At 70.1% G+C, this 24,211-nt stretch carries 24 protein-coding genes and 1 tRNA gene; 14 read left to right on the top strand and 11 right to left on the bottom strand.

Annotated features, from left to right (window positions below; all coding sequences use genetic code 11):
* The first annotated feature begins 40 nt into the window (after positions 1-40).
* Entirely contained in the window at positions 41-289 is a 249-nt protein-coding gene (locus ACWDRB_RS30720; protein WP_192787480.1) for a BON domain-containing protein, read from the top strand.
* Positions 282-1,013 (top strand): metallophosphoesterase family protein, encoded by a 732-nt coding sequence (locus ACWDRB_RS30715; protein ID WP_221519178.1) that lies wholly within the window; start codon positions 282-284, stop codon positions 1,011-1,013. The genes ACWDRB_RS30720 and ACWDRB_RS30715 overlap by 8 nt, the downstream gene beginning before the upstream one ends.
* A 465-nt stretch (positions 1,014-1,478) precedes the next feature.
* Here ACWDRB_RS30715 and ACWDRB_RS30710 read toward each other — a convergent pair whose 3' ends face one another.
* The gene (locus ACWDRB_RS30710; RefSeq protein WP_165959640.1) at positions 1,479-1,628 is read right to left on the bottom strand and encodes a GPGG-motif small membrane protein; all 150 of its coding nucleotides are present in this window, start codon (positions 1,626-1,628) and stop codon (positions 1,479-1,481) included.
* Between the two features lie 113 nt (positions 1,629-1,741).
* On the opposite strand from ACWDRB_RS30710, the gene ACWDRB_RS30705 reads away from it, so the two are divergent.
* Positions 1,742-2,338, top strand: coding sequence for a nucleotidyltransferase (locus tag ACWDRB_RS30705; protein ID WP_350728242.1), 597 nt, complete (start codon positions 1,742-1,744; stop codon positions 2,336-2,338).
* Positions 2,339-2,395: 57 nt separating this feature from the next.
* Here the strand turns inward: ACWDRB_RS30705 and ACWDRB_RS30700 are convergent, their stop codons facing one another.
* Positions 2,396-2,656 carry a hypothetical protein gene (locus ACWDRB_RS30700; RefSeq protein WP_449899435.1) on the bottom strand — a complete coding sequence of 87 codons (261 nt, stop codon included), beginning with the start codon at positions 2,654-2,656 and terminating at the stop codon, positions 2,396-2,398.
* A 70-nt stretch (positions 2,657-2,726) separates the two neighbouring features.
* Here ACWDRB_RS30700 and ACWDRB_RS30695 point away from each other — a divergent pair, with 70 nt between their 5' ends.
* The 6 genes from ACWDRB_RS30695 to ACWDRB_RS30670 all read left to right on the top strand — a co-directional run bounded on the left by ACWDRB_RS30695 (position 2,727) and on the right by ACWDRB_RS30670 (position 9,517).
* Positions 2,727-3,812, top strand: a complete 1,086-nt coding sequence (locus ACWDRB_RS30695) for an acyltransferase family protein (RefSeq protein ID WP_449899432.1) — start codon at positions 2,727-2,729, stop codon at positions 3,810-3,812.
* A gap of 67 nt (positions 3,813-3,879) precedes the next feature.
* Positions 3,880-4,695 (top strand): SAM-dependent methyltransferase, encoded by an 816-nt coding sequence (locus ACWDRB_RS30690; protein WP_449899430.1) that lies wholly within the window; start codon positions 3,880-3,882, stop codon positions 4,693-4,695.
* A gap of 171 nt (positions 4,696-4,866) precedes the next feature.
* Positions 4,867-5,730, top strand: coding sequence for a DMT family transporter (locus tag ACWDRB_RS30685; protein WP_449899428.1), 864 nt, complete (start codon positions 4,867-4,869; stop codon positions 5,728-5,730).
* A gap of 169 nt (positions 5,731-5,899) precedes the next feature.
* Complete coding sequence (gene secA2 / locus ACWDRB_RS30680; RefSeq protein ID WP_449899426.1) at positions 5,900-8,068, top strand: accessory Sec system translocase SecA2; 2,169 nt, start codon at positions 5,900-5,902, stop codon at positions 8,066-8,068.
* Positions 8,069-8,113: 45 nt separating this feature from the next.
* Positions 8,114-8,488: a VOC family protein gene (locus tag ACWDRB_RS30675; RefSeq protein WP_363979521.1), complete on the top strand. Its 375-nt coding sequence runs from the start codon at positions 8,114-8,116 to the stop codon at positions 8,486-8,488.
* A gap of 144 nt (positions 8,489-8,632) precedes the next feature.
* Positions 8,633-9,517: a DMT family transporter gene (locus tag ACWDRB_RS30670; protein WP_449899423.1), complete on the top strand. Its 885-nt coding sequence runs from the start codon at positions 8,633-8,635 to the stop codon at positions 9,515-9,517.
* Positions 9,518-9,531: 14 nt separating this feature from the next.
* On the opposite strand, the gene ACWDRB_RS30665 is transcribed toward ACWDRB_RS30670, so the two are convergent.
* Both ACWDRB_RS30665 and ACWDRB_RS30660 read right to left on the bottom strand, forming a co-directional pair.
* The gene (locus tag ACWDRB_RS30665; protein WP_449899421.1) at positions 9,532-11,934 is read right to left on the bottom strand and encodes an nSTAND1 domain-containing NTPase; all 2,403 of its coding nucleotides are present in this window, start codon (positions 11,932-11,934) and stop codon (positions 9,532-9,534) included.
* Between the two features lie 7 nt (positions 11,935-11,941).
* Positions 11,942-12,517: a GNAT family N-acetyltransferase gene (locus ACWDRB_RS30660; protein WP_350728233.1), complete on the bottom strand. Its 576-nt coding sequence runs from the start codon at positions 12,515-12,517 to the stop codon at positions 11,942-11,944.
* A 109-nt stretch (positions 12,518-12,626) separates the two neighbouring features.
* On the opposite strand from ACWDRB_RS30660, the gene ACWDRB_RS30655 reads away from it, so the two are divergent.
* Genes ACWDRB_RS30655 through ACWDRB_RS30645 form a run of 3 tightly spaced genes read left to right on the top strand, consistent with a single transcriptional unit; the run spans position 12,627 to position 16,029 of the window.
* Entirely contained in the window at positions 12,627-13,829 is a 1,203-nt protein-coding gene (locus ACWDRB_RS30655) for an acyl-CoA dehydrogenase family protein (protein WP_449899418.1), read from the top strand.
* A complete protein-coding gene (locus ACWDRB_RS30650) occupies positions 13,826-14,989 on the top strand; it encodes an acyl-CoA dehydrogenase family protein (protein WP_449899415.1) in 1,164 nt (387 codons plus the stop codon). Before ACWDRB_RS30655 ends, ACWDRB_RS30650 begins: the two co-directional genes overlap by 4 nt.
* Positions 14,986-16,029, top strand: a complete 1,044-nt coding sequence (locus ACWDRB_RS30645) for an acyl-CoA dehydrogenase family protein (RefSeq protein WP_449899412.1) — start codon at positions 14,986-14,988, stop codon at positions 16,027-16,029. The genes ACWDRB_RS30650 and ACWDRB_RS30645 overlap by 4 nt, the downstream gene beginning before the upstream one ends.
* Here the strand turns inward: ACWDRB_RS30645 and ACWDRB_RS30640 are convergent.
* The gene (locus ACWDRB_RS30640) at positions 16,000-16,590 is read right to left on the bottom strand and encodes a TetR/AcrR family transcriptional regulator (RefSeq protein ID WP_449899410.1); all 591 of its coding nucleotides are present in this window, start codon (positions 16,588-16,590) and stop codon (positions 16,000-16,002) included. The two genes, ACWDRB_RS30645 and ACWDRB_RS30640, sit on opposite strands and share 30 nt — an antisense overlap.
* A gap of 200 nt (positions 16,591-16,790) precedes the next feature.
* Here ACWDRB_RS30640 and ACWDRB_RS30635 point away from each other — a divergent pair, with 200 nt between their 5' ends.
* Positions 16,791-17,537: a nuclease-related domain-containing protein gene (locus ACWDRB_RS30635; RefSeq protein ID WP_449899408.1), complete on the top strand. Its 747-nt coding sequence runs from the start codon at positions 16,791-16,793 to the stop codon at positions 17,535-17,537.
* Between the two features lie 44 nt (positions 17,538-17,581).
* On the opposite strand, the gene ACWDRB_RS30630 is transcribed toward ACWDRB_RS30635, so the two are convergent.
* Complete coding sequence (locus ACWDRB_RS30630; RefSeq protein ID WP_449899405.1) at positions 17,582-18,946, bottom strand: vWA domain-containing protein; 1,365 nt, start codon at positions 18,944-18,946, stop codon at positions 17,582-17,584.
* Positions 18,930-19,778 (bottom strand): AAA family ATPase, encoded by an 849-nt coding sequence (locus ACWDRB_RS30625; RefSeq protein ID WP_185067936.1) that lies wholly within the window; start codon positions 19,776-19,778, stop codon positions 18,930-18,932. Before ACWDRB_RS30625 ends, ACWDRB_RS30630 begins: the two co-directional genes overlap by 17 nt.
* A 118-nt stretch (positions 19,779-19,896) precedes the next feature.
* Here ACWDRB_RS30625 and ACWDRB_RS30620 point away from each other — a divergent pair.
* Positions 19,897-19,970 (top strand) — tRNA-Lys (locus ACWDRB_RS30620).
* Positions 19,971-20,018: 48 nt separating this feature from the next.
* Here ACWDRB_RS30620 and ACWDRB_RS30615 read toward each other — a convergent pair.
* From ACWDRB_RS30615 to ACWDRB_RS30600, 4 genes are all read right to left on the bottom strand, one after another.
* Positions 20,019-20,567: a phospholipase gene (locus ACWDRB_RS30615; RefSeq protein ID WP_449899402.1), complete on the bottom strand. Its 549-nt coding sequence runs from the start codon at positions 20,565-20,567 to the stop codon at positions 20,019-20,021.
* Positions 20,568-20,721: 154 nt separating this feature from the next.
* Positions 20,722-23,055: a right-handed parallel beta-helix repeat-containing protein gene (locus ACWDRB_RS30610; protein WP_449899399.1), complete on the bottom strand. Its 2,334-nt coding sequence runs from the start codon at positions 23,053-23,055 to the stop codon at positions 20,722-20,724.
* Between the two features lie 87 nt (positions 23,056-23,142).
* Positions 23,143-23,688 carry a hypothetical protein gene (locus tag ACWDRB_RS30605; protein ID WP_449899397.1) on the bottom strand — a complete coding sequence of 182 codons (546 nt, stop codon included), beginning with the start codon at positions 23,686-23,688 and terminating at the stop codon, positions 23,143-23,145.
* Complete coding sequence (locus ACWDRB_RS30600) at positions 23,681-24,205, bottom strand: hypothetical protein (RefSeq protein ID WP_350728224.1); 525 nt, start codon at positions 24,203-24,205, stop codon at positions 23,681-23,683. The genes ACWDRB_RS30605 and ACWDRB_RS30600 overlap by 8 nt, the downstream gene beginning before the upstream one ends.
* Positions 24,206-24,211 lie beyond the last annotated feature (6 nt).

Here is a 24,211-nt window from a genome sequence, read left to right as displayed (position 1 = left end):
TAATCCAGGGGCATGCGGCGACAGAAGAAGGAGGCGAGCGATGGAAGCTCCGCAGTACGTCGCGGCCCGTGTCCAGCAGGCGCTGGCCGAGGACGGACGCACGCACGAGCTCGGAATCCGCGTCGACATACGAGGCGACCAGCTGTTCCTGCGCGGTGAGGTCAGCGGGACAGGGCAGCGCGAGCGGCTCGGCCAGGTGGCGCACGAGGCCGCGCCCGAGCTCCACCTGCACAACGAGATCAGGGTCGTGGAGGCCAGTGAGCCGGGGGAGGATGAGCGTCTTGACTGACCTGCGTATCGCGGCCGTCGGAGACATCCACCTGGGGGAGGACGACAGAGGCCAGTACCGCAAGAGACTGGTGGGCATCGAGGAACGCGCGGACGTGCTGATGCTGGCCGGCGACCTGACCAGGCACGGCACGCTGGAGGAGGGGCGGGTCGTGGCCGACGAGCTGCGCGGCCTGCCGATCCCCGTCGTCGCGGTGCTCGGCAACCACGACTACCACTCCGACCTGCAGTACGAGATCGCCGGCGAGCTGCGCGACGCGGGCGTCGTGGTGCTCGACGACGACGGCGCCGTCGTCCAGTGCGGCGACAGGAAGCTGGGCGTGGTCGGCGGCAAGGGGTTCGGCGGCGGGTTCGCGGGCAAGTGCGCCAGCGAGTTCGGCGAGCGGGAGATCAAGAACTTCGTCGCCCACACCCGCTACATCGCCGAGTCCTGGAAGGTCGCGCTGAAGGAGATCGTGGCCGAGAAGCGCGTGGTGCTGTCGCACTACTCCCCGATCAAGGAGACGCTGGAGGGGGAGCCGCACGAGATCTACCCGTTCCTGGGCAGCTACCTGCTGGCGGAGGCGGTCGACACGGCGGGCGCCGACCTGATCCTGCACGGCCACGCGCACAAGGGCAGCGAGAAGGGCATGACGCCGGGCGGCATCAGGGTCCGTAACGTGGCGCTGCCGGTGCTGGGCCGGGCCTACGCGGTCTACTGCCTCGACTGCGAGACCGGGTTCTAGAGGACCATCGCGGCCAGGAGGCAGATGTCGTCCTCGGTCACGTCGAACGCCCCCAGCATCATCCCCGACACCCCCTCGACCTGCGCGGCGCTGCCGCCCCCGATCAGTACGGGGGCGGGGCGCCCCGGCGTTCGTCCAGGCGTAGGTGCGCTCCTTCGGGTCGTTCAACGTGGCCCGGCACCCGGCCGGCTCGCCGGCGGGGTGCCCGGACACGGTCCTGGAGTGGCGGTTGGCCGCCAGGATGCGGAAGTCGACCACGCGACCCAGTGAGTCTTTGAAGGGGGTCAGGCAGAGGGCCGAGGCGTGGGACGGCCTCCAGCATCCCGCGTACCCGGATTTTGAGCGCCTGCGGTGCCGCAGCCGCGCCAGTTGTTCACGTACTCTCGCCGATGCTGCTCCGGTTTCGAAGCGGGTGAACGGCGGATATGTGTTCACACGCTCCCCATGCCCTCGGGAGCGCGGAACTTATACGTTGAAGATGCTGACTCCGCCAGGTCCGACCAGGAATCCGAGGACGATGAGCACGATCCCCCAGAGGAGGTCGCGCCTGGCCAGGATCACGTAGATCCCGGAGATGACCAGTATTACCGCGATGATCCAGAGCAAAGTAGCCATGGGTCTGCCACTGCCCTAAGGGGGGTTCGCATAACATGTTTTTTCCCTGATTAATGGGCAAGAGACCCCGGCATCCAACGCCTAGTTGACGATCGTTTGGGTAGCCCGAAAACATGACGAGCCACGGTCACGCTGTCACCGACGCCATCCTCGACACGCTCAAGCGTGCCAGCTCAGGGCTGAAGGACGCCGGGGTGAAATTCGCGCTGGCCGGCGGATGCGCGGCTTACGCGAGAGGCGCCGCACCGTCGCTGCACGACGTCGACTTCATGCTGACCGAGCACGACGTGCCGACCGCGCTGGAGGCGCTGCGCGGGATCGGCTTCCAGACGGCCAAGCCGCCGGAGGACTGGCTGGTCAAGGCGTACGACGAGGGGCGGCTGGTGGACCTGATCTTCCGGGTGTCCGACCAGCCGATCACCGACGAGTTGCTGGACCGGGCCGAGCCGCTGAAGGCGTCCGCCGTGATCGTGCCCGTGCTGGAGGCCACCGACCTGGTCATCTCGTGGCTGCTGCCGCTGTCGGAGCACGCCTGCGACTACGGGGCGCTGCTGGCCCAGGTGCGCGCGCTGCGCGAGCAGGTCGACTGGCCGCGCGTGGCCGCCGTGCTCCAGGACTCGCCGTACGCGATGACGTTCATCACGCTCCTGGAGCGGCTGGACGTGCTGAAGGGCCCGATCGAGCCGAAGGGCGACCCGAAATGGCCGTGACACGCAACAGAAGGGCCGCGCCCCTGGGGGCGCGGCCCTTCTGTTGCGGCAGGTCAGTTACACGAGCCGGCCGTAGTAGTCGCCCAGCCGCGTCCGGTACTCGGGTTCCTTGAACCTGCCCTCGTCCAACTCGGGAGCGTCCTTGATCTCGGCCTTGGTGCGCGCCACGTACACGTTGCGCTCCTGAGGGTCGATGCTCATGATGACCTGTGCCGGGAGCATGACCTTCTTACCGAAGATCCAGGGGCCGGTGTCGACGATGATGTAGCTCTCGCCCGACTCCTGCCTTCCGGCCACGGCCGCGTAAACGTCTTGCAAAGCACTTGCATGCAGGCGAGCGGCAAGCGGCCGGGCGCACCCTCTCCATGAACAGGAGGGGGTGGAACCCATGCGAACCAGCTCAGACCGGCTCTACGAGATCGACGGCCTCAGGCTGCTGGCGGCGCTCTGCGTCGTGCTCTTCCACTACACGTTCTCCGGCTGGGCCGGCGGCAACAGCCCGGTGGCCTTCGCCGCCGAGAGCTCCTGGTCCAAGTACGGCTACCTGGGCGTGGACCTGTTCTTCCTGATCAGCGGGTTCGTGGTGCTGATGAGCGCGTGGGGCAGGAGCCCGCGCTCGTTCGTGGTGTCGCGGGCCGTGCGGCTCTACCCCGCGTACTGGGTGGGCATCGCGGTCACCGCCGTGGTCACCGTGACGCTGGGGCAGGGGCTGTTCCAGGTGACGCTGCCGCAGGTGCTGGCGAACCTGACGATGTTCCAGGCGGTGCCGGACATCGCGAACGTGGACGTCGTCTACTGGACGCTCTGGGCCGAGATGCGCTTCTACTTCCTCATCCTGGCCCTGACCTGGATCGGGATGACGCGAGGCCGGGTCATGGCGGGGCTGTGGGGCTGGCTGGGGCTGACGTTCGCGGTGGAGACGGGGCTGCTGCCCGGGTTCGCCGACCTGGTCGTGCAGTCGGAGTTCTCCCACTACTTCATCGCCGGGATGGCCCTGTTCATGCTCTACAAGTTCGGGCTGAACCGCCAGATCGCGCTGCTGGTGCCGATCTGCCTGGGCAACGCGGTCTACCGGGCCATCGGGTACGCCGACGCCGTCGGCTCGCGGTACGCGGTGTCGTACTCACACACGGTGATCACCGCCGTGGTCGTGCTCGTCTTCCTCGTCATGACGCTCGTGGCGTTGCGGGCCACCCGCCTGCTGGCCAGGCCGTGGCTGGTGACGGCCGGCGCGCTCACGTACCCGCTCTACCTGCTGCACGGGCACATCGGGTTCATCGTGTTCAACCGGGTGGGGGACGCGGTGAACAAGTACGTGCTGCTGGCCGCGCTCGTCGCGGTCATGTGCGGGGCCGCGTACCTGGTGCACAGGTTCGTGGAGCGGCCGCTGGCACCGGCGTTCAAGCGCCTGCTGTCCGGCCGGCCGGCCGTTCCGTCACTGGGCGTGTTCGTCGCGGGGCGTCCCACAATCTGATGCGTTCTTCCCGTTAAGCCCCCAAGTGCGACTACGATCCCGGTCAAAGCACGCAAAGGGGGCGGGGTTGAGTCTCAGCGGAGAGTACGAGTGGGCTCCACCCGGGGTCGACCCGACGCGGCCCAGCGTGGCCCGGGTACACGACGCGCTGCTCGGCGGCATGGAGAACTTCGCCGCCGACCGCTCGGTGGCCCGCAAGCTGAAGGACACGGTGCCCGAGGTGGTGAACCTCGTCTGGTGCAACCGCGCCTTCATCGGCAGGGTCGTGGACTTCCTCGTCCGCGAGGCCGGGATCAGGCAGATCATCGACCTGGGCGCCGGGCTGCCCACGGTGGAGAACACGCATGAGGTGGCCCAGTTCGCCGACCCCAGGGCCAGGGTGGTGTACGTCGACAGCGACCCCATGGTCGAGCCGCACGCCCGCGCCATCCTGAACGGCAATCCGTACGCCGACGCCATCACCGCCGACGTCCGCGACGTGGACGCCGTGCTCGGCCACCCCTCGCTGCGCCGCCTGATCGACCCGGCCCAGCCCACGGCGATTCTCATCATCGGCCTGCTGCACCTGCTGCCGGACCAGGACGACCCGCACGGGCTGGTCCGGCGGTACATGTCCGCGCTGCCGAAGGACAGCTACCTGGCCGCCTCCAACATGATGGCCTCGGACAACCCCAAGGCCCAGGCGCTGGAGGCCATGCTCCACGTCACCATGGGCACCGGGTACTTCCGCGACCGGGACTCCATCGCCGCGTACTTCGACGGGCTGGCGCTGGTGGAGCCCGGGGTGGTGCACTTTCCCGAGTGGCATCCGGACGAGCGCCTGCCCGGCCCGCTGGCCACCTGGGAACAGCTCCTGCTGGGCGGCGTGGCCCGCAAACCCTAGCCTCCGCCGCGCCGCGCTAGGGTGAGCGAGTGCACCGACGCTTGATCTGCTCCCCGCCGCCCGCCCTCTAGCGGGCGGCCTTCCCTGAGATTCCGGGTCTGACCGATCCGGGGGTGGTTGCTGCCCGCACACCGGGCCCATTCCGACCACTCCATCCGGAGCACTCCTGTCATGACCCATGTCTCCGCCCGGCGGGGCGCCCTTTACGTGTCCGTGGCCGCGACCGCCTGGGGCACGGGCGGCGCCGCCGGTTCGCTGCTCTTCGAGTCCGGCGGCCTCGGCGCCGTCGGCGTCTCCCTGTGGCGCTACCTTCTCGGCGCCGCCTTCCTTCTCCTCCTCACCCGCCGCCCCGTCGTGGTCAACGGCCGGATCCTGCTGATCGGCGCCGGAATGGCCGTCTACCAGACCGCGTACTTCGCCGCGATCGCCCACTCCGGCGTGGCGATCGCGACCGTGGTGACGATGGGCGCCACCCCTGTCTTCACCGCCCTGGGCAGCCGCTTCCTCCTCCGCGAGCCGCTCGGCCGCGTCGCGCTCACCGCCCTCGCCACCGCCCTGGTCGGGCTCGTCCTCCTCACCGGGGAGACCGCGCTGCAGGCCCGCACGTCCTCCATCGCGGGCATCGGCCTCGCCCTGCTCTCGGCGGCCGGGTACGCCGGGGTCACGATCCTCTCCCGGAGGCACGGGGGCGACGATCCGCAGGGTGTGGCGATCGGCGGGTTCGTGGTCGGGGCGGCGTGCCTGGCGCCGTTCGCGCTGGTGGAGGGGGTCGTGCCGAACGTGAGCCTGCCGTCCGTGGCGCTGCTGCTCTACCTGGGCGCGGTGCCCACCGCGCTCGCGTACGGCCTGTTCTTCCGCGCCCTGACCGCGCTGCGCGCCACCACGGTGTCGATCATCACGCTCGGGGAGGCCGTGGGTGCGGCGGTGCTCGGCGTGGTGCTGTTCGGGGAGCGGCTCACCCCTCTCGCCTGGTCGGGGTGCGTGCTGCTGCTGGCCGCCGTCACAGTCCTCGCCGTACGGGCTGAATCCGGGTGACTCGGACATGAGCGATGTGGCGGCGCAGCGTCCCGGATGAGCTAATGTCCGGTACGGCGGCGCTTGCCGTAACGTCGCTCCGCTCCCCTCCCTTGTAAGAGGGAACGGTGTCGGCGAAGCGTGCGTTGGAGGAATTGTGGCCTCAATAAAGGGAATTATCAGGAACCTCTTGGATCGTCCAGGAGGGGTGCCCCTGACCCCCTATGAGAAGACCGTCAAGGCGGCGGAAGGTCGCGCCGATCGGTTGCGCAAGCTCGACGAGCTGCCCGAGCCGAAGATGGACGATCTGGCCGAGTTCTGCGCCATCGCACGCGAGGCCGCCGACAGGACGCTGGGCCTGCGGCCGTACGACGTGCAGTTGCTCGGCACCTTGGCCCTCCTCGACGGGAAGGTCGCCGAGATGGCCACCGGCGAGGGCAAGACGTTGTCCGGCGCCATGGCGGCGGCCGGCTACGCGTTGCAGGGCAAGCATGTCCACGTGATCTCGGTGAACGACTATCTGGCCAGGCGCGACGCCGAGTGGATGGGCCCGTTCTACGAGGCGCTCGGCGTCACCGTGGGCTGGATCGGCCAGAACTCCACGCCGGAGGAGCGGCGCGAGGCGTACGCGAAGGACGTCACGTACGGGCCCGTCAGCGAGATCGGGTTCGACGTGCTGCGCGACCGGCTCCGTACGGAGGCCGGCGAGATCATCGTGCCCGCGCCCGAGGTGGCCCTGATCGACGAGGCCGACTCCGTGCTGGTCGACGAGGCCCGCGTGCCGCTCGTGATGGCCGGGTCCACCGACCCCGGCAGCGCGGTGCCGGAGATGGCGGCGCTGGTCAGGCAGCTCGTACGCGGCTACCACTACGAGATCGACGAGCAGGCCCGCAACGTCTACCTCACCCCCAAGGGCGCCGACAGCGTCGAGAACCTCCTCGGCGTCGAGCTCTACGACGAGCACGAGCCCGGCACGCTCATCGAGCTCAACCTGGCCCTGCACGCCCACGCGCTGCTCGCCCGCGACGTCGACTACATCGTGCGCGACGGCAAGGTCCAGCTGATCAACCCCTCGCGCGGCCGGGTGGCGCTGCTCCAGCGCTGGCCCGACGGCCTGCAGGCGGCCGTGGAGGCCAAGGAGGCGCTGCCGCCGAGCGAGAAGGGCGAGATCCTCGACTCGATCACCGTTCAGGGCCTGATCCGCCGCTATCCGGAGATCTGCGGCATGACGGGCACGGCGGTGGCGGTCAGCGAGCAGCTCGGCGAGTTCTACGGCCTCAAGGTCGCGGTCATCCCGCCCAACCGGCCCTGCGTGCGCGAGGACGAGCCGGACCGCATCTACCCGACCGTCCCCGACAAGGACGCCGCCCTGGTCGAGGAGATCCAGGAGATCCACGCCACCGGCCGGCCGATCCTCATCGGCACGCTGGACGTCGCCGAATCGGAGAACCTCGCCAAGCTCCTCCAGCGCCGCGGCATGGAGCCGGTCGTCCTCAACGCCAAGAACGACGCCGAAGAGGCCGCGATCATCGCCAAGGCGGGGGAGCGCGACGCCATCACCGTCTCCACCCAGATGGCCGGGCGCGGCACCGACATCCGCCTCGGGGACGGCGTCGCCGAGACGGGCGGCCTGTACGTGATCGGCTCGGGCCGCCACGCCAGCAGCCGCCTCGACGACCAGCTCCGTGGGCGCGCCGGCCGCCAGGGCGACCCGGGTGGCTCGGTCTTCTTCGTCAGCACGCAGGACGACCTGATCACCCAGTTCGTCCCCGACGAGCGGCCGCCCGCCGCCGACGCCGACGGCATCGTCCGCCACCGGCGCGGCGCGTACCTCGTCGGCCATGCCCAGCGCGTCGCCGAGGGCGTCAACCTGGAGATCCACCGCAACACGTGGCGCTACACCCGCCTCCTGGAGCACCAGCGCGAGCTCATCCTGGAGTGGCGCGACAAGGTCCTGCACGGCGACTCCGCCTCCAAGGCCCTGTCCACGGCCGATGCCGAACGCTGGGAGGCCCTGCCGGAGGACACCAGGGACGAGACCGCCCGCCAGATCGTCCTGCACGCCATCGACCGCTGCTGGACCGAGCACCTGGCGTTCCTGACGGACCTGCGCGAGGGCATCCACCTGCGCGCGCTGGGCCGGATGAGCCCGGTCGACGAGTTCCACCGGGAGGCGGTGGCCGAGTACAAGTCGCTGCTGGCGGAGGTGGAGCGGCGCTCGCTGGAGTCCTTCGAGGCGCCCGAGCCGGACCTGAAGCGGCCGACGGCCACCTGGACGTACCTGGTGCAGGACAACCCGTTCGGCACGGAGTGGGACCGCATCCTCAAGCGTGTGACGGCCGCCACCCGCCGCGGCTAGCCGTACCTGACAGAAGGTGACAGGTACGGCTGGAACCATGGACGCATGACGACGAAAGCAAAGCTCCTGGCCGTTACCCTCGACTGCGCGGAGCCCAAGAAGCTGGCCGAGTTCTACCACGAGATCACGGGGTGGGAGATCCAGTACGCGGAGGACGAGTACGCGGCCGTGGGGAACGGCGCCACCAGCATCTACTTCGGCCGGATCCCCGACCGCAAGCCGGTGACCTGGCCGAGCCCGGACAAGCAGTTCCACCTGGACTTCCGGGTGCCGGACGTGGAGAAGGCGGCGGAGGAGTACGTCGCCCTGGGGGCCACGAAGCCTGAGTTCCAGCCGGGGATCACGGAGGACGGCGTCGGCTGGATCGTCCTCCAGGACCCCGCAGGCCACCTGTTCTGCGTCTGCCCCGACCGCTCCTGACCTCTTCCCAGCCGGTCACACATGTGTCCTGGCCGGGATCAGCTCCGCCCGAACGATCCACCAAAAGTATGATTCGCCAGCTTTGCTTCCCTCATAAGCTAGAGGAATGCTCTTGGAAGGATCCATGCCCCTGCGCGGGCGCCCATGACCTGGGTCGGCCTGATCATCGCCCTGGCAGGAGCGCTTGGATACGCACTCGGCGCGGCCCTGCAACAGTACGAGGCCGTCGCCGGGGGCGCCTCGCTCAAGCTGGTCCGGCGCCCCCGCTGGTTGATCGGCGGCGCCATCGGCCTCACCGGCGCCTGCCTGCACGCCGTGGCGCTGAGTTTCGCCCCGCTGGTGGCCGTCCAGCCGATCAGCGTCGCCACGCTGGTGTTCGCCGTGCCGCTGGCCGCGTTCATGTACGGGCGCAAGCCGTACCGCGCGGAGATCTTCGGCTCGATCGCGGTGGCGGTGGGCCTGCTCTGGCTCATGCTCCTGGTGCCGCACCACAACGTGACGCCGAGACTGAGTGACGGCGCCGCGCTCGTGTTCCTGGCCGTGATCGGCGTGATCGTCCTGGTGACGCAGCTGATCGCGGCCCGGGTGCACGGGCCGAGCAGGGCGTTACTGCTGTCCGTGGGCGCGGGCGTGGTGACGGCGAGCGTGTCCACGTTCGTCCGGGTCGTCGGGGGCGGCATGGAGGGGGACTGGGGCCGGCTGGTGCACTGGTTCACGCTCGCCGTGCCCGTGCTGCTGGTCTGCGCGGTGGTGCTGTTGCAGCGCTCGTACGCGGTCGGCTACTTCGGCATCGCGTACGCCGGCGTACAGGTCATCGACCCCATCACCTCGGTCCTCGCCGGCGTGATCCTCCTCGGCGAGCCCCTGCCGACCAACCCCTCCACCGCGATCCCCGCCATCCTGGCCAGCGCGCTCACCATCGGCGGCACGATCACCCTCGGCCGCCTCGCCCCCGACCACTCCCACCCCACCCCCACGCAGCCCAAGTCGGCCCCCGAGCCGGTGTCCGCGACCTCCCAGGCCAGCTGACCCTTCGTCCGTGGTCAGCAGGTGTCGCGGTGCGGCAGTTCGGGCAGGTGCCGCGACCACTCCTGCGGGGAGAGGGCGCCGTACCGGGAGCAGATGTACGCGGCGTGATCCCGGGGCGCGGGCCCGGGTGCCAGATCGATGGTCAGCACGATTCCGTGTCCGGCCAGGACCCGCAGCCGCCGTCCGTCCCCGGTGATCGTGGCCTGCGCCGCCCGGTCGACGCCGGCCGCGGGCACCGCCCTGTCGGCCACCGGCGTGCCGGTGCCGTCATCGAGCCGCCAGACCCGTACCCGATCGCTGTCCGTGCTGACGAGCAGCCGTCCGTCCGGGCTGAACCGCAGGTGGCCCGGCGAGGGACGCAGCCGGGTGGACCGGGTGGGCACTCCGTCGAGGCCGTAGATCTGGATCCCGCTCTCCTCGGCGATCGCCACCCGCTCGCCGTCCGGGGCGAACGTCGTGTACTCCCACGGCATCCGGTCCAGCCACGGTGCGCGGGAGACCCGGGGCGGGCGGCGGACCTCCGAACGATTGCCGGCGAAGACCAGCGCCACCCGGTCCCCGGGGCCCACCACCGCGTACTCGCCCACGAACGCGGCTCGCCGCTCCCTCAGGTCCCACGCCCAGCGCTCGCCCGACAGCCGGGCCGCCGCGAACAGCAGGCCGCCGCCCGGGCTGAACCATGCCGACTGTTCCCCCGGTGCGCCGAGGCCACGGCCGAAGGGCGGGCCGACGCCGTCGCCGGACGTGGTGTCCCAGAGGTACGAGCGGTCGACGCCGACGAGGGCCAGCGTGTGGCCGTCGGGGGACCAGGCCATGGCGCGCACGGTCTGGACCGGGCCCGCCGTTTCAGCGAGCAGGCGGCGGGAGGGGGTGTCGTACACCCGCAGGGTTCCCTCGTCGAGTGCGGCGAGGCGGGAGCCGTCGTCGCTGATGGCGTGGAGGGAGCGGGGGCCCGCGTACGGGTCGGCGAACACGTCCACCGCCGGATCCGCCGACGTCAACGCCCGGCGCGCCTCGGGGATCGGGGCCAGGCGCCACGCGGCGAGGCTGAGCTTGCGGGCCGTCACCGGGTCCGCCAGCCGCAGCGCCTCCGCCCGGGACGCCGCCACCTTCGCCATCGCCTGGTCCAGGCGTCCGTCGGCGGCGCCCCGCTGCCACAGGGCGAGCAGCATCACCACCGACAGCAGCCCCGCCATGACCGTCCACCGCCTGCGCGACCTCCGGCGTACCCTGGCGAGCCCCGCGTCCAGGAACGTCTGCTCGCCGGCGCTCAGCGTCACCCGCCTCCGGCCGCTGGCCGCCCACGCCAGTGCCCTGTCCAGCGGCTCCCCACGGAACAGCGCCGCCTCCCGCCGCCCGCCCGCTTCCCACCGCCGGGCCGCCCGCGCCAGCTCCCTGTGCACGGCCAGTCCGTCGCGCTCGCCGTCCAGCCACTCGTGCAGCCGCGGCCAGGCCCGCAGGAGCGCCGCGTACGTGATCGCCGGCGAGTCGTCACCTTCAGTGAGGAGGCCTGCCTTGCCGTACGCCTCCAGCACCCCGTCGATCGAGGTCACCTCGTCGGTGGCGCGGCCGGCGACCAGGTCGGTTCTGGAGGTGGTGCCGATGATGTCGGAGCCGTCGGAGTCCAGGTCCACCAGGCGGAGGAAGACGTCCGGCACCAGGTCCTGCTCGGCCGGGCTGAGTCGCGCGTACACGGTCTCGGCGCGGACGCCCAGCGGCGGGTCGGAGACGGGCTCGGGGGGCAGCAGGCGGCCCTGCTGGGATTGCGGGGCGTCGAGGAGGGAGAGGAGGAGCTGGTGGGCGCTCGGGCGGCGTTCGGGATCTCGCTGCAGGGCGGCGGCCACCAGCCCGCGTAACGGGCGGTCCAGCCGCTCGCCGTGGCCTGATCGCTCGTCCGGGCCGTAGGCGGCGAAGATCAGCAGCCGCCCCCAGGCGTGCACGTCCGCGGCCGGTACCGCCGGCTCCCGGGGGAGACACCAGCCCAGGCCGACCAGGCGCGGCCCCTCGGTGCCCAGGATGACCTTGTCGGGGGTGAGGGACCCGTGCACCGCGCCCGCCTCGTGGGCCGCGGCCAGCGCGGTGGCCACGGCGGTGGCCAGGCGGTAGAGGGCGTCGCCCGTGTACGGGCCGTGCCGGTCCACGACCTGCCGCACGGTGGGGCCGGGGACGTACTCGCCGACCAGGTAGGGCGGATCGCCGTCCAAGCGAGCCTCCGTCAGCCTGGCGACCGACAGCGACCGCACGCGCCCGGCCGCCGAGGCGGCGGTGGCGAGCCTGGCGCGGGCCTCGGCGTCCGGCAGGCAGGGCACTCCCAGCGCATGCCGCGTGCCCGACTCGTCGTAGGCCTCGCGGACGATGACGTGCCCGCCGCCGTCGAGCCGGGCGCCGAGCCAGTAGCCTCCCAGCCGATCAGTCATACACCCCTTAACGGTCCAAGCGGGCCCGGTGCTGCGGCCACTCCTCTTCGAGGATGCCGAAATAGACCGTGTCGCGCCAGGTGCCGTCCGGCCGCTTGCGATGCCGCCGCAGCGTTCCCTCGTGTACCCCGCCGATGCGCTTGATGGCGTTCTGCGACCGGAGGTTGAGGTGGTCGGTCTTGAGCAGGACGCGGTTGTAGCCGAACGCGAAGGCGTGGTCGATGAGCAGGACCTTGCAGCCGGTGTTCACGGCCGTGCGCCACACCGATCGGCCGTACCACGTCCAGCCGATCTCGATGCTGGCGTCGAAGCCCGGCACGTCGCCGTACGTGGTCCAGCCCACGGCCCGCCCGCTCTCCTTGAGCACCACCGCGAAGGGGACGTGGTTGTCGTCGGTCATCAGCCCGAGGGCGACCTTCCCCAGCTCCTCCTCGGACCGCGGCGCGGGCGCGGGCAGCCAGCGCCAGACCTCCTCGTCGGCGCCGGAGGCGGCGAACAGGTCGGGAACGTGGTCGAGGGTGAGCGGTTCGAGCCGGACGACGCCGTTCTCGAGCACCACGGGGGCAGGCAGCTTCGCGGTCATGGCAGGCAACTCTAGGGGCGCCTGCGAAGTCCCGATTATGGCCACCTGCACCCTTTTGTGGGGAACCACCTGTCGACACTCATACCGGCCGGTCGGTAGGCTCGCAGGCATGGACTTCGCCTTTGACAGCGTCACCGAGGACCTGCGCGAACGACTGCTGCGATTCATGGAGGAATGCGTCTACCCCGCCGAGGCCCCCTTCGAGGAGCAGGCGGCGGTCAGCGGCTGGAGCCCGCCGCCCCTCATGGAGGACCTGAAGGACGAGGCCAGGAAGCGCGGCCTGTGGAACCTGTTCCTCCCGGGCGAGCACGGTGCCGGCCTGACGAACCTCCAGTACGCGCCGCTGGCGGAGATCATGGGCCGGAGCCCCACCATCGCCCCGACGGCCACCAATTGCGCCGCGCCCGACACCGGGAACATGGAGGTCCTTTCCATGTTCGGCAGCGAGTGGCAGCGCAAGGAGTGGCTGCGGCCGCTGCTCGACGGGGAGATCCGCTCCGCGTTCGCGATGACGGAGCCCGACGTGGCCTCCTCGGACGCCACGAACATCGCCACCTCCATCGTCCGCGATGGCGGCGAGTACGTCATCAACGGCCGCAAGTGGTTCATCTCCGGCGCGATGAACCCCAACTGCAAGATCTTCATCGTCATGGGCAAGACGAACCCGGACGCGCCCAAGCACCGCCAGCAGAGCATGATCCTGGTGCCCCGTGACACACCCGGGCTGCACATCAAGCGCGGCATGCACGTCTTCGGCTACACCGACGCCGACCACGGCGGCCACGCCGAGATCGTGTTCGAGGACGTACGCGTGCCCGTGGAGAACCTGATCGGCGAGGAGGGCGGCGGCTTCGCCATCGCCCAGGCCCGGCTCGGCCCCGGCCGCATCCACCACTGCATGCGCCTGATCGGCATGGCCGAGCGCGCCGTGGAGCTGATGTGCCGGCGGGCCCTGGCCCGGACGACGTTCGGCAAGCCCGTCGCCCAGCAGGGCGTGATCCAGGAGTGGATCGCCGAGTCGCGGATCAGGATCGAGCAGCTGCGCCTGCTCGTGCTCAAGACCGCCTGGCTCATGGACACGGTGGGCAACCAGGGCGCGCACACCGAGATCCAGGCCATCAAGATCTCCACGCCGATCGCCGTGGAGTGGATCCTGGACAAGGCCGTCCAGGTGCACGGTGCGGGCGGCGTCTCGCAGGACTTCCCCCTGGCGGGGCTCTGGGCGGGCGCCCGCTCGTTGCGCCTGGCGGACGGCCCCGACGAGGTGCACAAGCGGTCCCTGGCCTATCGCGAGCTGAAGAGGTACATGTGAACGAGGCGGAGATCAAGGAGCGGGTCGCGGCGTTCCTCGCGGAGCACGACCCGGACGGGGACCGGCTGGAGTTCCTGCGGGCGAGGTTCGACGCGGGGCTGGCCTGGGTGTGGTTCCCCGAAGGGCTCGGCGGGCTGGGTGCGTCGCGGGAGCTGCAACTGGTCGTGGAGCGGGAGCTGGCCGGCACGCCGCAGCTCAACGTCGGCGTCCAGGGCATCGGGCTCGGGATGGCGGCCCCGACGGTCCTGGCGTTCGGGACGGAGGAGCAGAAACGCCGCTTCCTCCGGCCGCTGTGGACCGGCGAGGAGATCTGGTGCCAGCTCTTCAGCGAGCCCGGCGCGGGATCCGACCTGGCCACGCTCGCGACCCGCGCCGTCAGGGACGGGGACGAATGGGTCATCGATGGCCAGAAGGTGTGGACGTCCGGCGCCCATCACTCCAGGTGGGCCATCCTCGTCACCCGTACCGACCCGGACGTGCCGAAACACCGCGGCATGACGTACTTCATCTGCGACATGCACGCGCCGGGTGTCGAGGTGCGGCCGCTGCGGCAGGTCACCGGTGAGGCCGAGTTCAACGAGGTGTTCCTGACCGGCGTGCGGCTCCCCGACGAGCTGCGGCTCGGCGAGGTCGGCGACGGCTGGCGGGTCGCGCAGACCACGCTGATGAACGAGCGCGTCGCCATCGGCGGCGCCCCCGTGCGGCGCGGCGGCGGCATGGTCGGCGTCGTGGTCGACTCCTGGCGTGCCCACCCCGAGTTGCGCACCCACGACCTGCACCAGCGGCTGCTGTCGCTCTGGGTGGAGTCGGAGGTCACCCGCCTGTCCGGGGCGCGGCTGCGCGAGCAACTCGCCGCCGGCCAGCCGGGGCCCGAGGGGTCCGGCATGAAGCTGTCGTTCGCCAAGCTCAACCAGGCGCTGTCCGGCTTCGAGGTGGAGTTCGGGCGGGACCTGGGTTACGACGACTGGACGTTCCGCCGCTCCGAGGACGTCGACTTCTACGGCCGCGGCCCCGGCTACCGCTACCTGCGGGCCAAGGGCAACTCGATCGAGGGCGGCACGTCCGAGATCCTGCGCAACATCATCTCCGAGCGGGTGCTCGGCCTGCCCTCAGAGCCCCGCGTCGACAAGGACGTGCCCTGGAAGGACCTGCCGCGATGACCACCCTTCTGTATTCAGAGGTCGAGGAGGAGCTGCGGGCCGCGGTGCGCGGGCTGCTCGCCGACCGCTGCCCGCCCGCCGCCGTGCTCAAGCGGATCGAGTCCGAGCCGTACGACCTGGACCTGTGGAAGACGCTGGCGGGCGAGATCGGGGTGGCCGGGCTGCTCATCCCCGAGCAGTACGGCGGCGCCGGGGCGTCGGCCAGCGAGGCGGCCGTCGTGCTGGAGGAGCTGGGCAGGGGAGTGGCGCCGGTGCCGTTCTTCACCAGCTCGGTGCTGGCCACCCGCGCGCTGCTGCCGACCGGTGACGCGCTGCTGGAGGAGCTGGCCGAGGGCAGGAAGACCGCCGCCCTCGTCATGCCGTTCGCGGCCTCCCCGTACCGGGCGGGCGCGGCCGTGCGGCTCGAGGACGGGCGGCTGACCGGGATCGTCACCGGGGTGGCCGGGGCCGACGTGGCCGACGTGCTGCTGGTGCCCGTCGGCGGCAGGCTGCACGCCGTGGAAGGGGATGCGCTCGTCCAGGTCGTGCCGTCGCTCGACCAGACCAGGCCCGTCGCGACCGTCACCTTCGACGGGGCCGAGGCCAGGGACGTGGGGGAGTGCGACCTGGCGGAGGTGCTCAGGTTCGGGGCGGGGCTGCTGGCGTCCGAGCAGCTCGGGGTGGCCGAATGGTGCCTCGACACGACGCTCGCCTACGTCAGGGAACGCCACCAGTTCGCCCGGCCGATCGGCTCCTTCCAGGCGATCAAGCACCGGCTGGCGGACCTGTGGCTGGACGTCGTACGGGCCAGGGCCGCCGCCCGGAGCGCCGCGACCGACGGCTCGGCGCTCTCCGTGGCCGTGGCCCAGTCGTGGAACGCTGGCGTGGCCGTGCACGCCGCCGAAGAGGCCCTGCAGCTCCACGGCGGGATCGGGATGACGTGGGAGCATCCCGTGCATCTCTACCTCAAGCGCGCCAAAGCCGCGGAGATCGCGCTGGGCACGCCCGGCGACCACCGCGCGGCGCTGGCCTCACTCGTCGACGTGCCCGGCCCCGAGTGAGGTGAGCAGCAGGTCGGCGAAGTGCCTGCCCACCTGGGCGCCGGTCAGTGGCCCGTCCACGTGGAACCACGAGCCCAGGTGGTGCACCGAGCCGAAGAAGTAGTCGACGATCAGCTCCGCCGGGACCCGGTCGCTGAAGACGCCCTCGCGCTGGCCCTCGGCCACGAGGCCGCGGAAGCGCTCGTGGTAGCGGCGGCGCTCGGCGCGTACGGTCTTCTGCGTCTCGGGCGCGAGCAGGTGCATCGACCTGAAGAAGATCTTGGAATCGTCCAGGTTCGCGGCCGTGGTCTCCACGACGTCGGCCGCGGCCTGGTACAGGCGCTGCCGCACGTCGCCGGGGCCGTCGGCGATCCGCGTCAGCCGGTCCATCTGCATGCGCAGCACCCGGCCGTAGATCTCGTGCAGCAGGTCGTCCTTGGAGTCGAAGTAGTGGTACATGGCGCCCTTGGTGACGCCGGCCGCCACGACGATCTCCTGGACGGAGGTGCTCTCGAAGCCGCGCTCGGCGAACAGACGGGTCGCCTCGGCGAGCAGTCGCTGTCTGACCGGTTCCTCTTTCACATGTCCCCCTTTGTCACCTGCTTTAGCATACCGACTGGTCGGTTGAGGTCATTTGCTGGTCTTGCGGGTACTAATTACGTCACCTTAGGCTCGCCTTGGTTGAGGGGCGGGTATCCCTTGACTGGCGAGGGATCTTCGGCGTGGCAGATCCTGCATCACATCTACATTGGGGGTTTGCCGTGCCCGGTGGCTCTATCTATGTGCAACCAGACGAGAAGTACACAGGGTCTTCTCCGCAGTGGTGGTACGAGAAGTTCTGGCGTGAGGACGCGTCCAACCGGCGCAAGTCCAGGTATGTCAAGGCGGCCGTGGGCTTCGTGATCGGGGTGGCGCTCGCGCTGAGGTTCGGCATGTCCGGGGCCGCTCCGCTGTTCGGCCTGCTCCTGGCCGGGCTCGTGGCGGCGGGCGACTGGCTCCTCGACTGGCGTTCCTTCCACGCGACGGCCGTGTGGCGCGGTGCGCGCAAGGGAGAGGCGATCACCGGGAAGCTGCTGCGCAGGTCTCTCGGCCGCCTCGGCTACACCGTGCTCGACGGCCGCGCCATCCGTGGCCAGGCGTCGATCGACCACCTGGTGATCGGCCCGGGCGGCTTGTGGATCATCGACAACGAGTCCTGGAGCCCCGACACCGAGATCGCCTGCTACGCCGGCCGGCTGTTCTTCGGTGAGAAGTACGGCACCAAGACGGCCAAGCCGCTGGTGGAGGCCTCCGAGGCGTTCGCCGAGCTGCTGAGCCGCGAGACGCGCATCCCGGTGACGATCACGCCGTTGCTCGCCGTCCACTGCGGGCTGCTGCCCAAGGGCGGCATCGTGGTCGCCGAGGGCCTGATGCTGCTCAAGCCGCGGCTGGCGGCCAAGGTGATCAAGTCGGCCGACCACGTCGCGCTCAACGCCGAGCAGATCGAGCTGCTGACCCGCACCGCGGCCAGGGAGCTGCACCGCGCCTGAGGCTTCAGGCCGGCGCCGGCGGCTTCAGGCCGGCGCCTCAGGCTTCAGGCCAGCGTCTCGATGAAGGCCGTGAGCTGGGCGACGTTGCGGCACTCGTGCATGGGGACGACCGCTCCGTACTCGCTCGCGACCGAGTCTCCCGTGTCCCACTGCGCCACGGGCTCGGGGTTGAGCCAGTACGCGTGCCGCGAGCGGCCCACGAGCGACCTGAGCACGTCCAGGGCGGGCGGCTGGTAGTTGGAGCGGGCGTCGCCCAGGATCAGCAGCGAGGTCCTGGGCCCGATGGCGTCGCCGTACCGCTCGGCGAAGCGCTCCAGCGAGTGCCCGTAGTTGGTACGCCCGAAGCGCACCATGTCGGCCTCATTCGTCAGCCTGGTCATGGCCTCGACCACGTCGGCGCCGGGGACGAAGAACCGGGTGATCTCGTCCACCGTGTCCACGAACCCGAACGCCCGCACCTTGGTGAACTGCTCCCTCAGCGCGTACGTGAGCAGCAGCGTGAAGTGGGCGAACGACGAGACCGAGTCGCTGGTGTCGCAGAGGATGACCAGCTCGGGCTTGTGCGGCCGCGGTGGCCTGAAGTGCGTGGTCAGCGGCACGCCGCCGCTCTGCAGCGAGGCCCGCACGGTCCTGCGGAAGTCGAGGCGGCCGCGCCTGCCCTTGCGCTGCTTGATCGTCAGGCGGGTGGCCAGGCGTCTGGCCAGCGGATGGACCTCGCGGCGCAGCCTGGCCAGATCCGCCTTGGTGATGCGGAGGAAGTCGATCTGGTCGAGCGGGGGCCGGACGGCGGAGCGGGCGATGCGCTCGATCCCCGAGTCCTCGGCGATGCGGCGGCGCACGTCGGTGGCCACGGCCTCCTCGAAGCGCCGGGTGTTGTCGTAGACCGTCCTGCGGGCGTTCTTCTCGGCCAGGCCGCCGCGCTCCTGGCCCTGCAGGACGTTCTGGAGGATGCGGGCCATCAGCGTCTCGGGGGAGAGGGCGCGCATGACGCTGTAGGAGAACCAGTTCTGCCGCCCGGGGGTGGCGGCCGGTTGGTGGCCGAAGCGCCCCACCATGGCCTGGGCGAACTCGCGCAGCTCCTGGTCGGTGCCGCCGGTCAGGAGCCGGGCGAGATGGTCGCGCAGCTCTTCGACGGGCGCCGTCTCCAGGCCGATCGGCCGCTCGGCGCGCTCGGTGTGCATGCCGGACGTCGAGGCCGGGAACCACAGGTCGAACAGCACGTCGAACCCCGGCCGGTACGCGGGCTTCTTGACCAGCGTGGCCGCGTAGGCGGCGCGCAGCGACTCCCGCTCGCTCAGCTCGATCACCCGCAGCGCGTGCGCGGCGTCCAGCCCCTCGGCCACCGACACCGGGATCCCGGCCTCGCGCAGCGCCCGCACGAACCCGACATGCCTATCGATCAGCGACATCCGGCAACCCCAGTTCCTTGACCGCCCGCGCCTGGTCGGAGGCGTGCTTGAGCACCACGCCCAGCGTCCCGGCCACGGTGGCCTCGTCGAGGTCGTCCCGCCCGAGCGCCAGCAGCGTGTTGGCCCAGTCGACGGTCTCGGCCACCGACGGCGCCTTCTTCAGCTCCAGCGCCCGCAGCGTGGCCACCGTCCTGGCCAGCCGCTCGGCCAGGTCGGCCCGGATGCCCGGCACCTGGCTGAGCACGATGTCCCGCTCCCGCTCGGGGGTGGGGTATTCGAGGTGCAGGTAGAGGCAGCGCCGCTTGAGCGCCTCGGACAGCTCGCGGGTGGCGTTGGAGGTCAGCACCACGTACGGCCGGCGCGTGGCGGCGATCGTGCCCAGCTCCGGGATCGTGATCTGGAAGTCCGACAGCAGCTCCAGCAGCAGCCCTTCGACCTCGACGTCTGCCTTGTCGGTCTCGTCGATGAGCAGCACGGTCGGGCCGGCGGCCCTGATCGCCTTCAGCAGCGGCCGCTCCAGCAGGAACTCCTCGGAGAAGATGTCGTCGTCCGCGCTGGTGGCCTGGATCCTGAGCAGCTGCTTCTTGTAGTTCCACTCGTACAGGGCCCTGGCCTCGTCGAGCCCCTCGTAACACTGCAGCCTGATCAGCTCGGCCCCGGTCGCCAGGGCCACGGCCTTGGCCAGCTGCGTCTTCCCCACGCCCGCGGGGCCTTCGACCAGCAGCGGCTTGCCCAGCGCCGCGGCCAGGAACACCGAGGTGGAGATGGCGTCGTCGGAGAGGTAGTCGACGGCGGCGAGCCGCTCCGCCACCTCGGCGGGAGAGTCGAACATCGATGATCCTGTCTGCCGGAGCCGGGGGCCGAACTTTATTCTAGCCTTGACCGCCCGACAGGCCCGCCTGCTACCGATTCGACCAGGATGCGGATCACCGGTATATTCCTCTCTGCAAGCGCCGCTAGCTCAGTTGGTTAGAGCAGCTGACTCTTAATCAGCGGGTCCGGGGTTCGAGTCCCTGGCGGCGCACCGCACGAAAAGGGCGGGGATGCCAAGGCATCCCCGCCCTTTTCGTTGTCAGGATTCGACGCTCTCCGTGCTCTCCGCGTTCTGGGCGCTCAGCTGCGCCTCCTGCTGCACTTCCTGGATCTGCTCCTGGGTGACGTTGAGGTTCCCGAACTCCTTGACCGCCTGGTAGTACGTCCAGGCCAGGCCGTTGCAGGTGGACTTGGAGACGCCCGAGTACTTGGCGCACACCTGCTTCATGTCGTAATAGAACGAGTCATCGATGCGCGACTTGTTCGCCGGGAACTGGCTCACGTCCTTGTAGTTGCGGTAACCGAAATCGTGCCTTCTGCACGGCATCCGGAAATCGAAGCCGAGCGGCTGGTCCGGGCTGCTCGAGCACAGGTCGGTCGACCAGTCGAAGGCGTAGTCCGCCCACGCGGCCTGGTTCTCCCAGGCCGCCCGCCAGGACGAGGCGCTGGCGGCCGTGGGCTGCGAGAAACCGGAAAGAGCGGCGAGCTTCTGCTCCAAGGTCACCGCGTGGGCGGGCAAGGCGAACCCGAGTACGGTGATCACAGAGAGGGCGAAAGCGGCGAGTAGCGTGCGGGACCGTCTGACCATGAGGACCTGCTCCTGTTGCCGGGGGGTCGGATGCACGTCCTCACGATGACCCGAAACCATCGGGAAGGGCAGAAGCAGATCTTGCTCAATTCCGAAAGAAGGGTTCGCCGAGTCTCGATCTTTACATGGCGCCGCTTTTCTGTCAGTCGTGGAGTCAGTGAGGCCCGATGCCCTCCAGGGTGAAGCGCGCGTTCCACTCCCGCACCCATCTCCGGCCGAAGCCCTCGGCCGAGTTCAGCGGCGTGGCGGCCGCGTCGAACTTCCCCGTCGCCGGGTCGAAGGCGAAGCCGGCGGCGGTGTCCTTCCTGACGTTGAAGGAGTCGAAGCCGGGGTTGAACGTCTTGTTGCTCAGGCCGCCGGCGTCGTCGGTGTAGGCGAAGCCGCCCGACGCGATGCTCACCGACCGGGTCAGCACGTTGTGGGACGGCACGTACACGGAGTCCGGGTCGCGCCAGACGTACTCCTCCGTGCACTCCGTGGTGCCGACGGCGGTGCAGATCTGCCCGCTCGCGTCCGCCGGGACGTACCAGGACCGGATGTTCGGGTACTGGCGGCCGTAGTGCCGGTACCACTTCTCGACGTTCTCGCGCGTGTTGGTGAAGCCGGTGCCGTCGCCGGCCTTCAGCATGTCGTTGAAGCGCTCGACCACGACCTTGGAGTTGGGCACCGGCAGCCGCCCGCCGCTCTCGTGGTAGAGCTTGTCGTGACCGACGTACGTCACGTCCTTGAACACGTTGTCGGTCGCGACGTTGCTGTGCCCCGACTGGTAGAACAGGCCGTGCTGGGCCCCGTCGAAGAAGTTGTGGTGGATCACCATCCCCGACATCCCGTCGTCCATGTAGACGGCCTGGTTGCCCTTCGGCCCGACGTTCCTGAACAGGTTGTAGGAGATCACGTTGTTCAGGTACGTGTAGTCGCGGCCCGCGTAGATCACCCCCTGGTCCGAGGCGTTCGTCACGAGGTTCTCGAACCTGTTGTGACTCACCTCCATGTCGTTGCCCATGATCTGGATGGCCATGTGTGGCGCGTCGTGGACGTTGTTGTACCTGAAGGTGTTGCCGACGCCGTACAGGTAGCCCGCCGGGGTGTAGGTGGCGAGCTTGGAGAAGTCGTAGATCTCGTTGTGCTCCACGACATGGTCGCCGCGCTCGAGCGAGTCGCGGTCGCCGCCGGCCGTGAACACCCCGCCGCCGCCCAGGTCGTGCAGCCTGCTGTTGACCACCCGGTTGCGGTGGCCGCCCCGGCTCGTGCGGTACTCGGCGATAGCCGTGATCGCGTCGTTGGCCTCGCCGATCGCGACCGCGTCCATGCTGACGTTGAGGATCTCCAGGCCGTCGATGGTGCACGACTCCGCGTCGAGCAGGCGTACGCCGGTGCCGGTCGTGCCGTTGAGCTTCAGCCCCTTGAGCGTCACCCCCTTGACGTTCTCCAGCGTGAAGAAGGGGGCGTCGAAGGAGGTCAGGCTGATCCGCTTGCCCTCGACCGTGCCGCCGGGCGGGTAGTAGTAGAGGGAGTCGCCGCCGTTCCAGCGGTCGATGTAGTACTCGCCCTCGGCGTCCAGCTCGCTCAGCACGTTCTGGGCCACGAACGACGTCCACTTGTCCGTGGCGGCGTACATCGTGGGGTAGCGGGTCCTGAGCTCGTCACCGTTGACGGAGTCGATGCGTACGCGGTCGTTGGCATAGTTGTTGCCGAAATATCCGGACAGCCAGCCGTCGGTCTCGTACGTCGTGTTGTCGGCGGTCCCGCCGGGCGGGGCCCACGTGGCGGAGCGCTCCTTGAGCGCGGGGTCGACCGCCGTGTAGGCGGGGCCGGGCAGCTTCAGCATGTCCTCGTAGGGCAGGGTGGTGCCGTCGGCGGTCTTGTCCGAGAAGTAGTCGCGGGCGCCCTTCGGCGCCTCTTTGACGGTGAGGTCGGCGCGGTCCAGCTTCTCGCCGCCGTTCGGATACTGCGCCAGGGTCTGCGCGACGTCGTCGGTGATCAACTCGGGCGCGTACGGCTGCGGCTTCCAGTTGAATCCGTTCTTGTTGAGCCGCCCGGCCGGGATGCCCTCGGCGGCCAGGTCGTAGACGTAGACATTGCCGGACACCGAGTCCCGGACCCGCGACTTCGACGACCACTTGGCCTCGCCCGCCGGGAGGTCGCTCAGCCTGCGGAACTTCTCCGGCGAGAGCGTGGTGACCCCGGCGAACTCCACCCGCTCGCCCGGATAGGCGGCATAGGTGACATAGGAATTGCGCTCCCCGCTGAGCTGGACGGTCCTGGACGTCCGGTAGACGCCGCCCCTGATGCGGACGATCCCGGGGAAGCGGGCGCTCGTCCGGCCTGCCAGCGCGTCGCGGGCCTGCTCGACGGTCGCGAACGGGTCCTGTCGGGTGCCGGTGGCGGCGGATCTGCCGTCCGGCGAAACGTACACGGTGAGTGAGGCGGCTGTCGCCGGGGCTTCCGTCGCGGCGATGGCCGGTAAGGCCATGACCAGGACAACCAAGACACTTCTCATTCGGCTGCGTCGCGTCATAATCGATAAAATATTACGCGTTCGACCCGGAGATCAATCGTTTGACCTGACCGGCCCTCAGCGGTCGTGAAGACGGTGGAAGTCGTCCAGGCTCTGGCGGTAGAAGGCGAGATCGCTCTCCAGCTTCTGCCTGGTGAGCCGATGGGGCTCGGACTCCCGCAACGCCCTGCCCATCCCGGTCCAGAAGGCGTCAGGGGGCAGCTCGGCGGCGCCGCGGGGGAAGAACTTCAGCGCCTCGGCCACGGCGTCGGCGGCGAAGCGCCAGTCGGTCTCGATCCTGCCGAACGCCTCGGGGTCCGAGGGGTCCGCGGCGAAGAACAGCCCGCCCTCCAGCGCCCGGCTCGCGTAGGTGGCGGCGACGAGCACCCACTGGCCGGGGTCGATCAGCTCGGAGAGGCCGGAGCCGAAGATCAGCCCCGCCTGCCTCGCCACGACCTCGGCCTCCTGGGGGACCAGGACCTCCGTGCCGCCGAGCCGCACCACCCAGCCGTCCGCGTCCTGCTCGGCCTCCGCCCGGCGCGACGCGCCCTGCTCCCCGCCGGCCATCAGATCGAAGTAGACGTACGCCTCCACGAGGGAACGGGCGAGACCGCGCTCAGGCATGCCGGCCCGCCAGGTCCTGGTAGGTGTCCCTGACGATGAGCAGCCGGTCGAGCTGGAACCTGCCGGGGTCGGCCGCCCGCAGCTGCTGCCCGCGCTCGGACCAGAACCCGTCGTCGGGCACCGCGTCCGCCCCCGGCGGCACGAACTTGACGACCTCCTCGACGGCCGCGGTCGCGACCCGCAGCGTGCGCCGGGCCTCTGCCTGGTCGTCCACCGGCACGTTGCCCGCGCTCAGGTCGGCCACCCACAACCATTCGCCCGCGTCGAGCAGCTCGGACGGCTCCGTCCCGCCGAACGTCGGATAGCCGGTGGGCAGCACGGGACGCTCCGGCAGGCCGAACAGGTATTCCCGGGCCGTCCCGCACTCCCCGCACACGCCGGAATAGCGGTTGACCAGCCCTTCCTCGACGCTTACCAGCCCGCTGTGCCAGGTCGTGTCCACCGACCCGCAGGCGCACGGGTGCAGATCGAGGTAGAGATGCGCCTCATCCCTCGTCCGCGCCACCGCGAATGCCATAGCCGT

The sequence above is a fragment of the Nonomuraea sp. NPDC003707 genome (assembly GCF_053587055.1).
Note: the sequence above shows the minus strand (reverse complement) of the source record. Positions and strands in the feature narration are given on the sequence as shown.

Excerpts from the sequence above, each read along its gene's own strand:
- ACWDRB_RS30720 (WP_192787480.1), top strand. The coding sequence starts at position 41 with ATGGAAGCTCCGCAGTACGTCGCGGCCCGTGTCCAGCAGGCGCTGGCC.
- ACWDRB_RS30710 (WP_165959640.1), bottom strand. The coding sequence starts at position 1,628 with ATGGCTACTTTGCTCTGGATCATCGCGGTAATACTGGTCATCTCCGGG.
- ACWDRB_RS30705 (WP_350728242.1), top strand. The coding sequence starts at position 1,742 with ATGACGAGCCACGGTCACGCTGTCACCGACGCCATCCTCGACACGCTC.
- ACWDRB_RS30695 (WP_449899432.1), top strand. The coding sequence starts at position 2,727 with ATGCGAACCAGCTCAGACCGGCTCTACGAGATCGACGGCCTCAGGCTG.
- ACWDRB_RS30685 (WP_449899428.1), top strand. The coding sequence starts at position 4,867 with ATGACCCATGTCTCCGCCCGGCGGGGCGCCCTTTACGTGTCCGTGGCC.
- ACWDRB_RS30675 (WP_363979521.1), top strand. The coding sequence starts at position 8,114 with ATGACGACGAAAGCAAAGCTCCTGGCCGTTACCCTCGACTGCGCGGAG.
- ACWDRB_RS30670 (WP_449899423.1), top strand. The coding sequence starts at position 8,633 with ATGACCTGGGTCGGCCTGATCATCGCCCTGGCAGGAGCGCTTGGATAC.
- ACWDRB_RS30665 (WP_449899421.1), bottom strand. The coding sequence starts at position 11,934 with ATGACTGATCGGCTGGGAGGCTACTGGCTCGGCGCCCGGCTCGACGGC.
- ACWDRB_RS30660 (WP_350728233.1), bottom strand. The coding sequence starts at position 12,517 with ATGACCGCGAAGCTGCCTGCCCCCGTGGTGCTCGAGAACGGCGTCGTC.
- ACWDRB_RS30655 (WP_449899418.1), top strand. The coding sequence starts at position 12,627 with ATGGACTTCGCCTTTGACAGCGTCACCGAGGACCTGCGCGAACGACTG.
- ACWDRB_RS30645 (WP_449899412.1), top strand. The coding sequence starts at position 14,986 with ATGACCACCCTTCTGTATTCAGAGGTCGAGGAGGAGCTGCGGGCCGCG.
- ACWDRB_RS30630 (WP_449899405.1), bottom strand. The coding sequence starts at position 18,946 with ATGTCGCTGATCGATAGGCATGTCGGGTTCGTGCGGGCGCTGCGCGAG.
- ACWDRB_RS30625 (WP_185067936.1), bottom strand. The coding sequence starts at position 19,778 with ATGTTCGACTCTCCCGCCGAGGTGGCGGAGCGGCTCGCCGCCGTCGAC.
- ACWDRB_RS30615 (WP_449899402.1), bottom strand. The coding sequence starts at position 20,567 with ATGGTCAGACGGTCCCGCACGCTACTCGCCGCTTTCGCCCTCTCTGTG.
- ACWDRB_RS30605 (WP_449899397.1), bottom strand. The coding sequence starts at position 23,688 with ATGCCTGAGCGCGGTCTCGCCCGTTCCCTCGTGGAGGCGTACGTCTAC.
- ACWDRB_RS30600 (WP_350728224.1), bottom strand. The coding sequence starts at position 24,205 with ATGGCATTCGCGGTGGCGCGGACGAGGGATGAGGCGCATCTCTACCTC.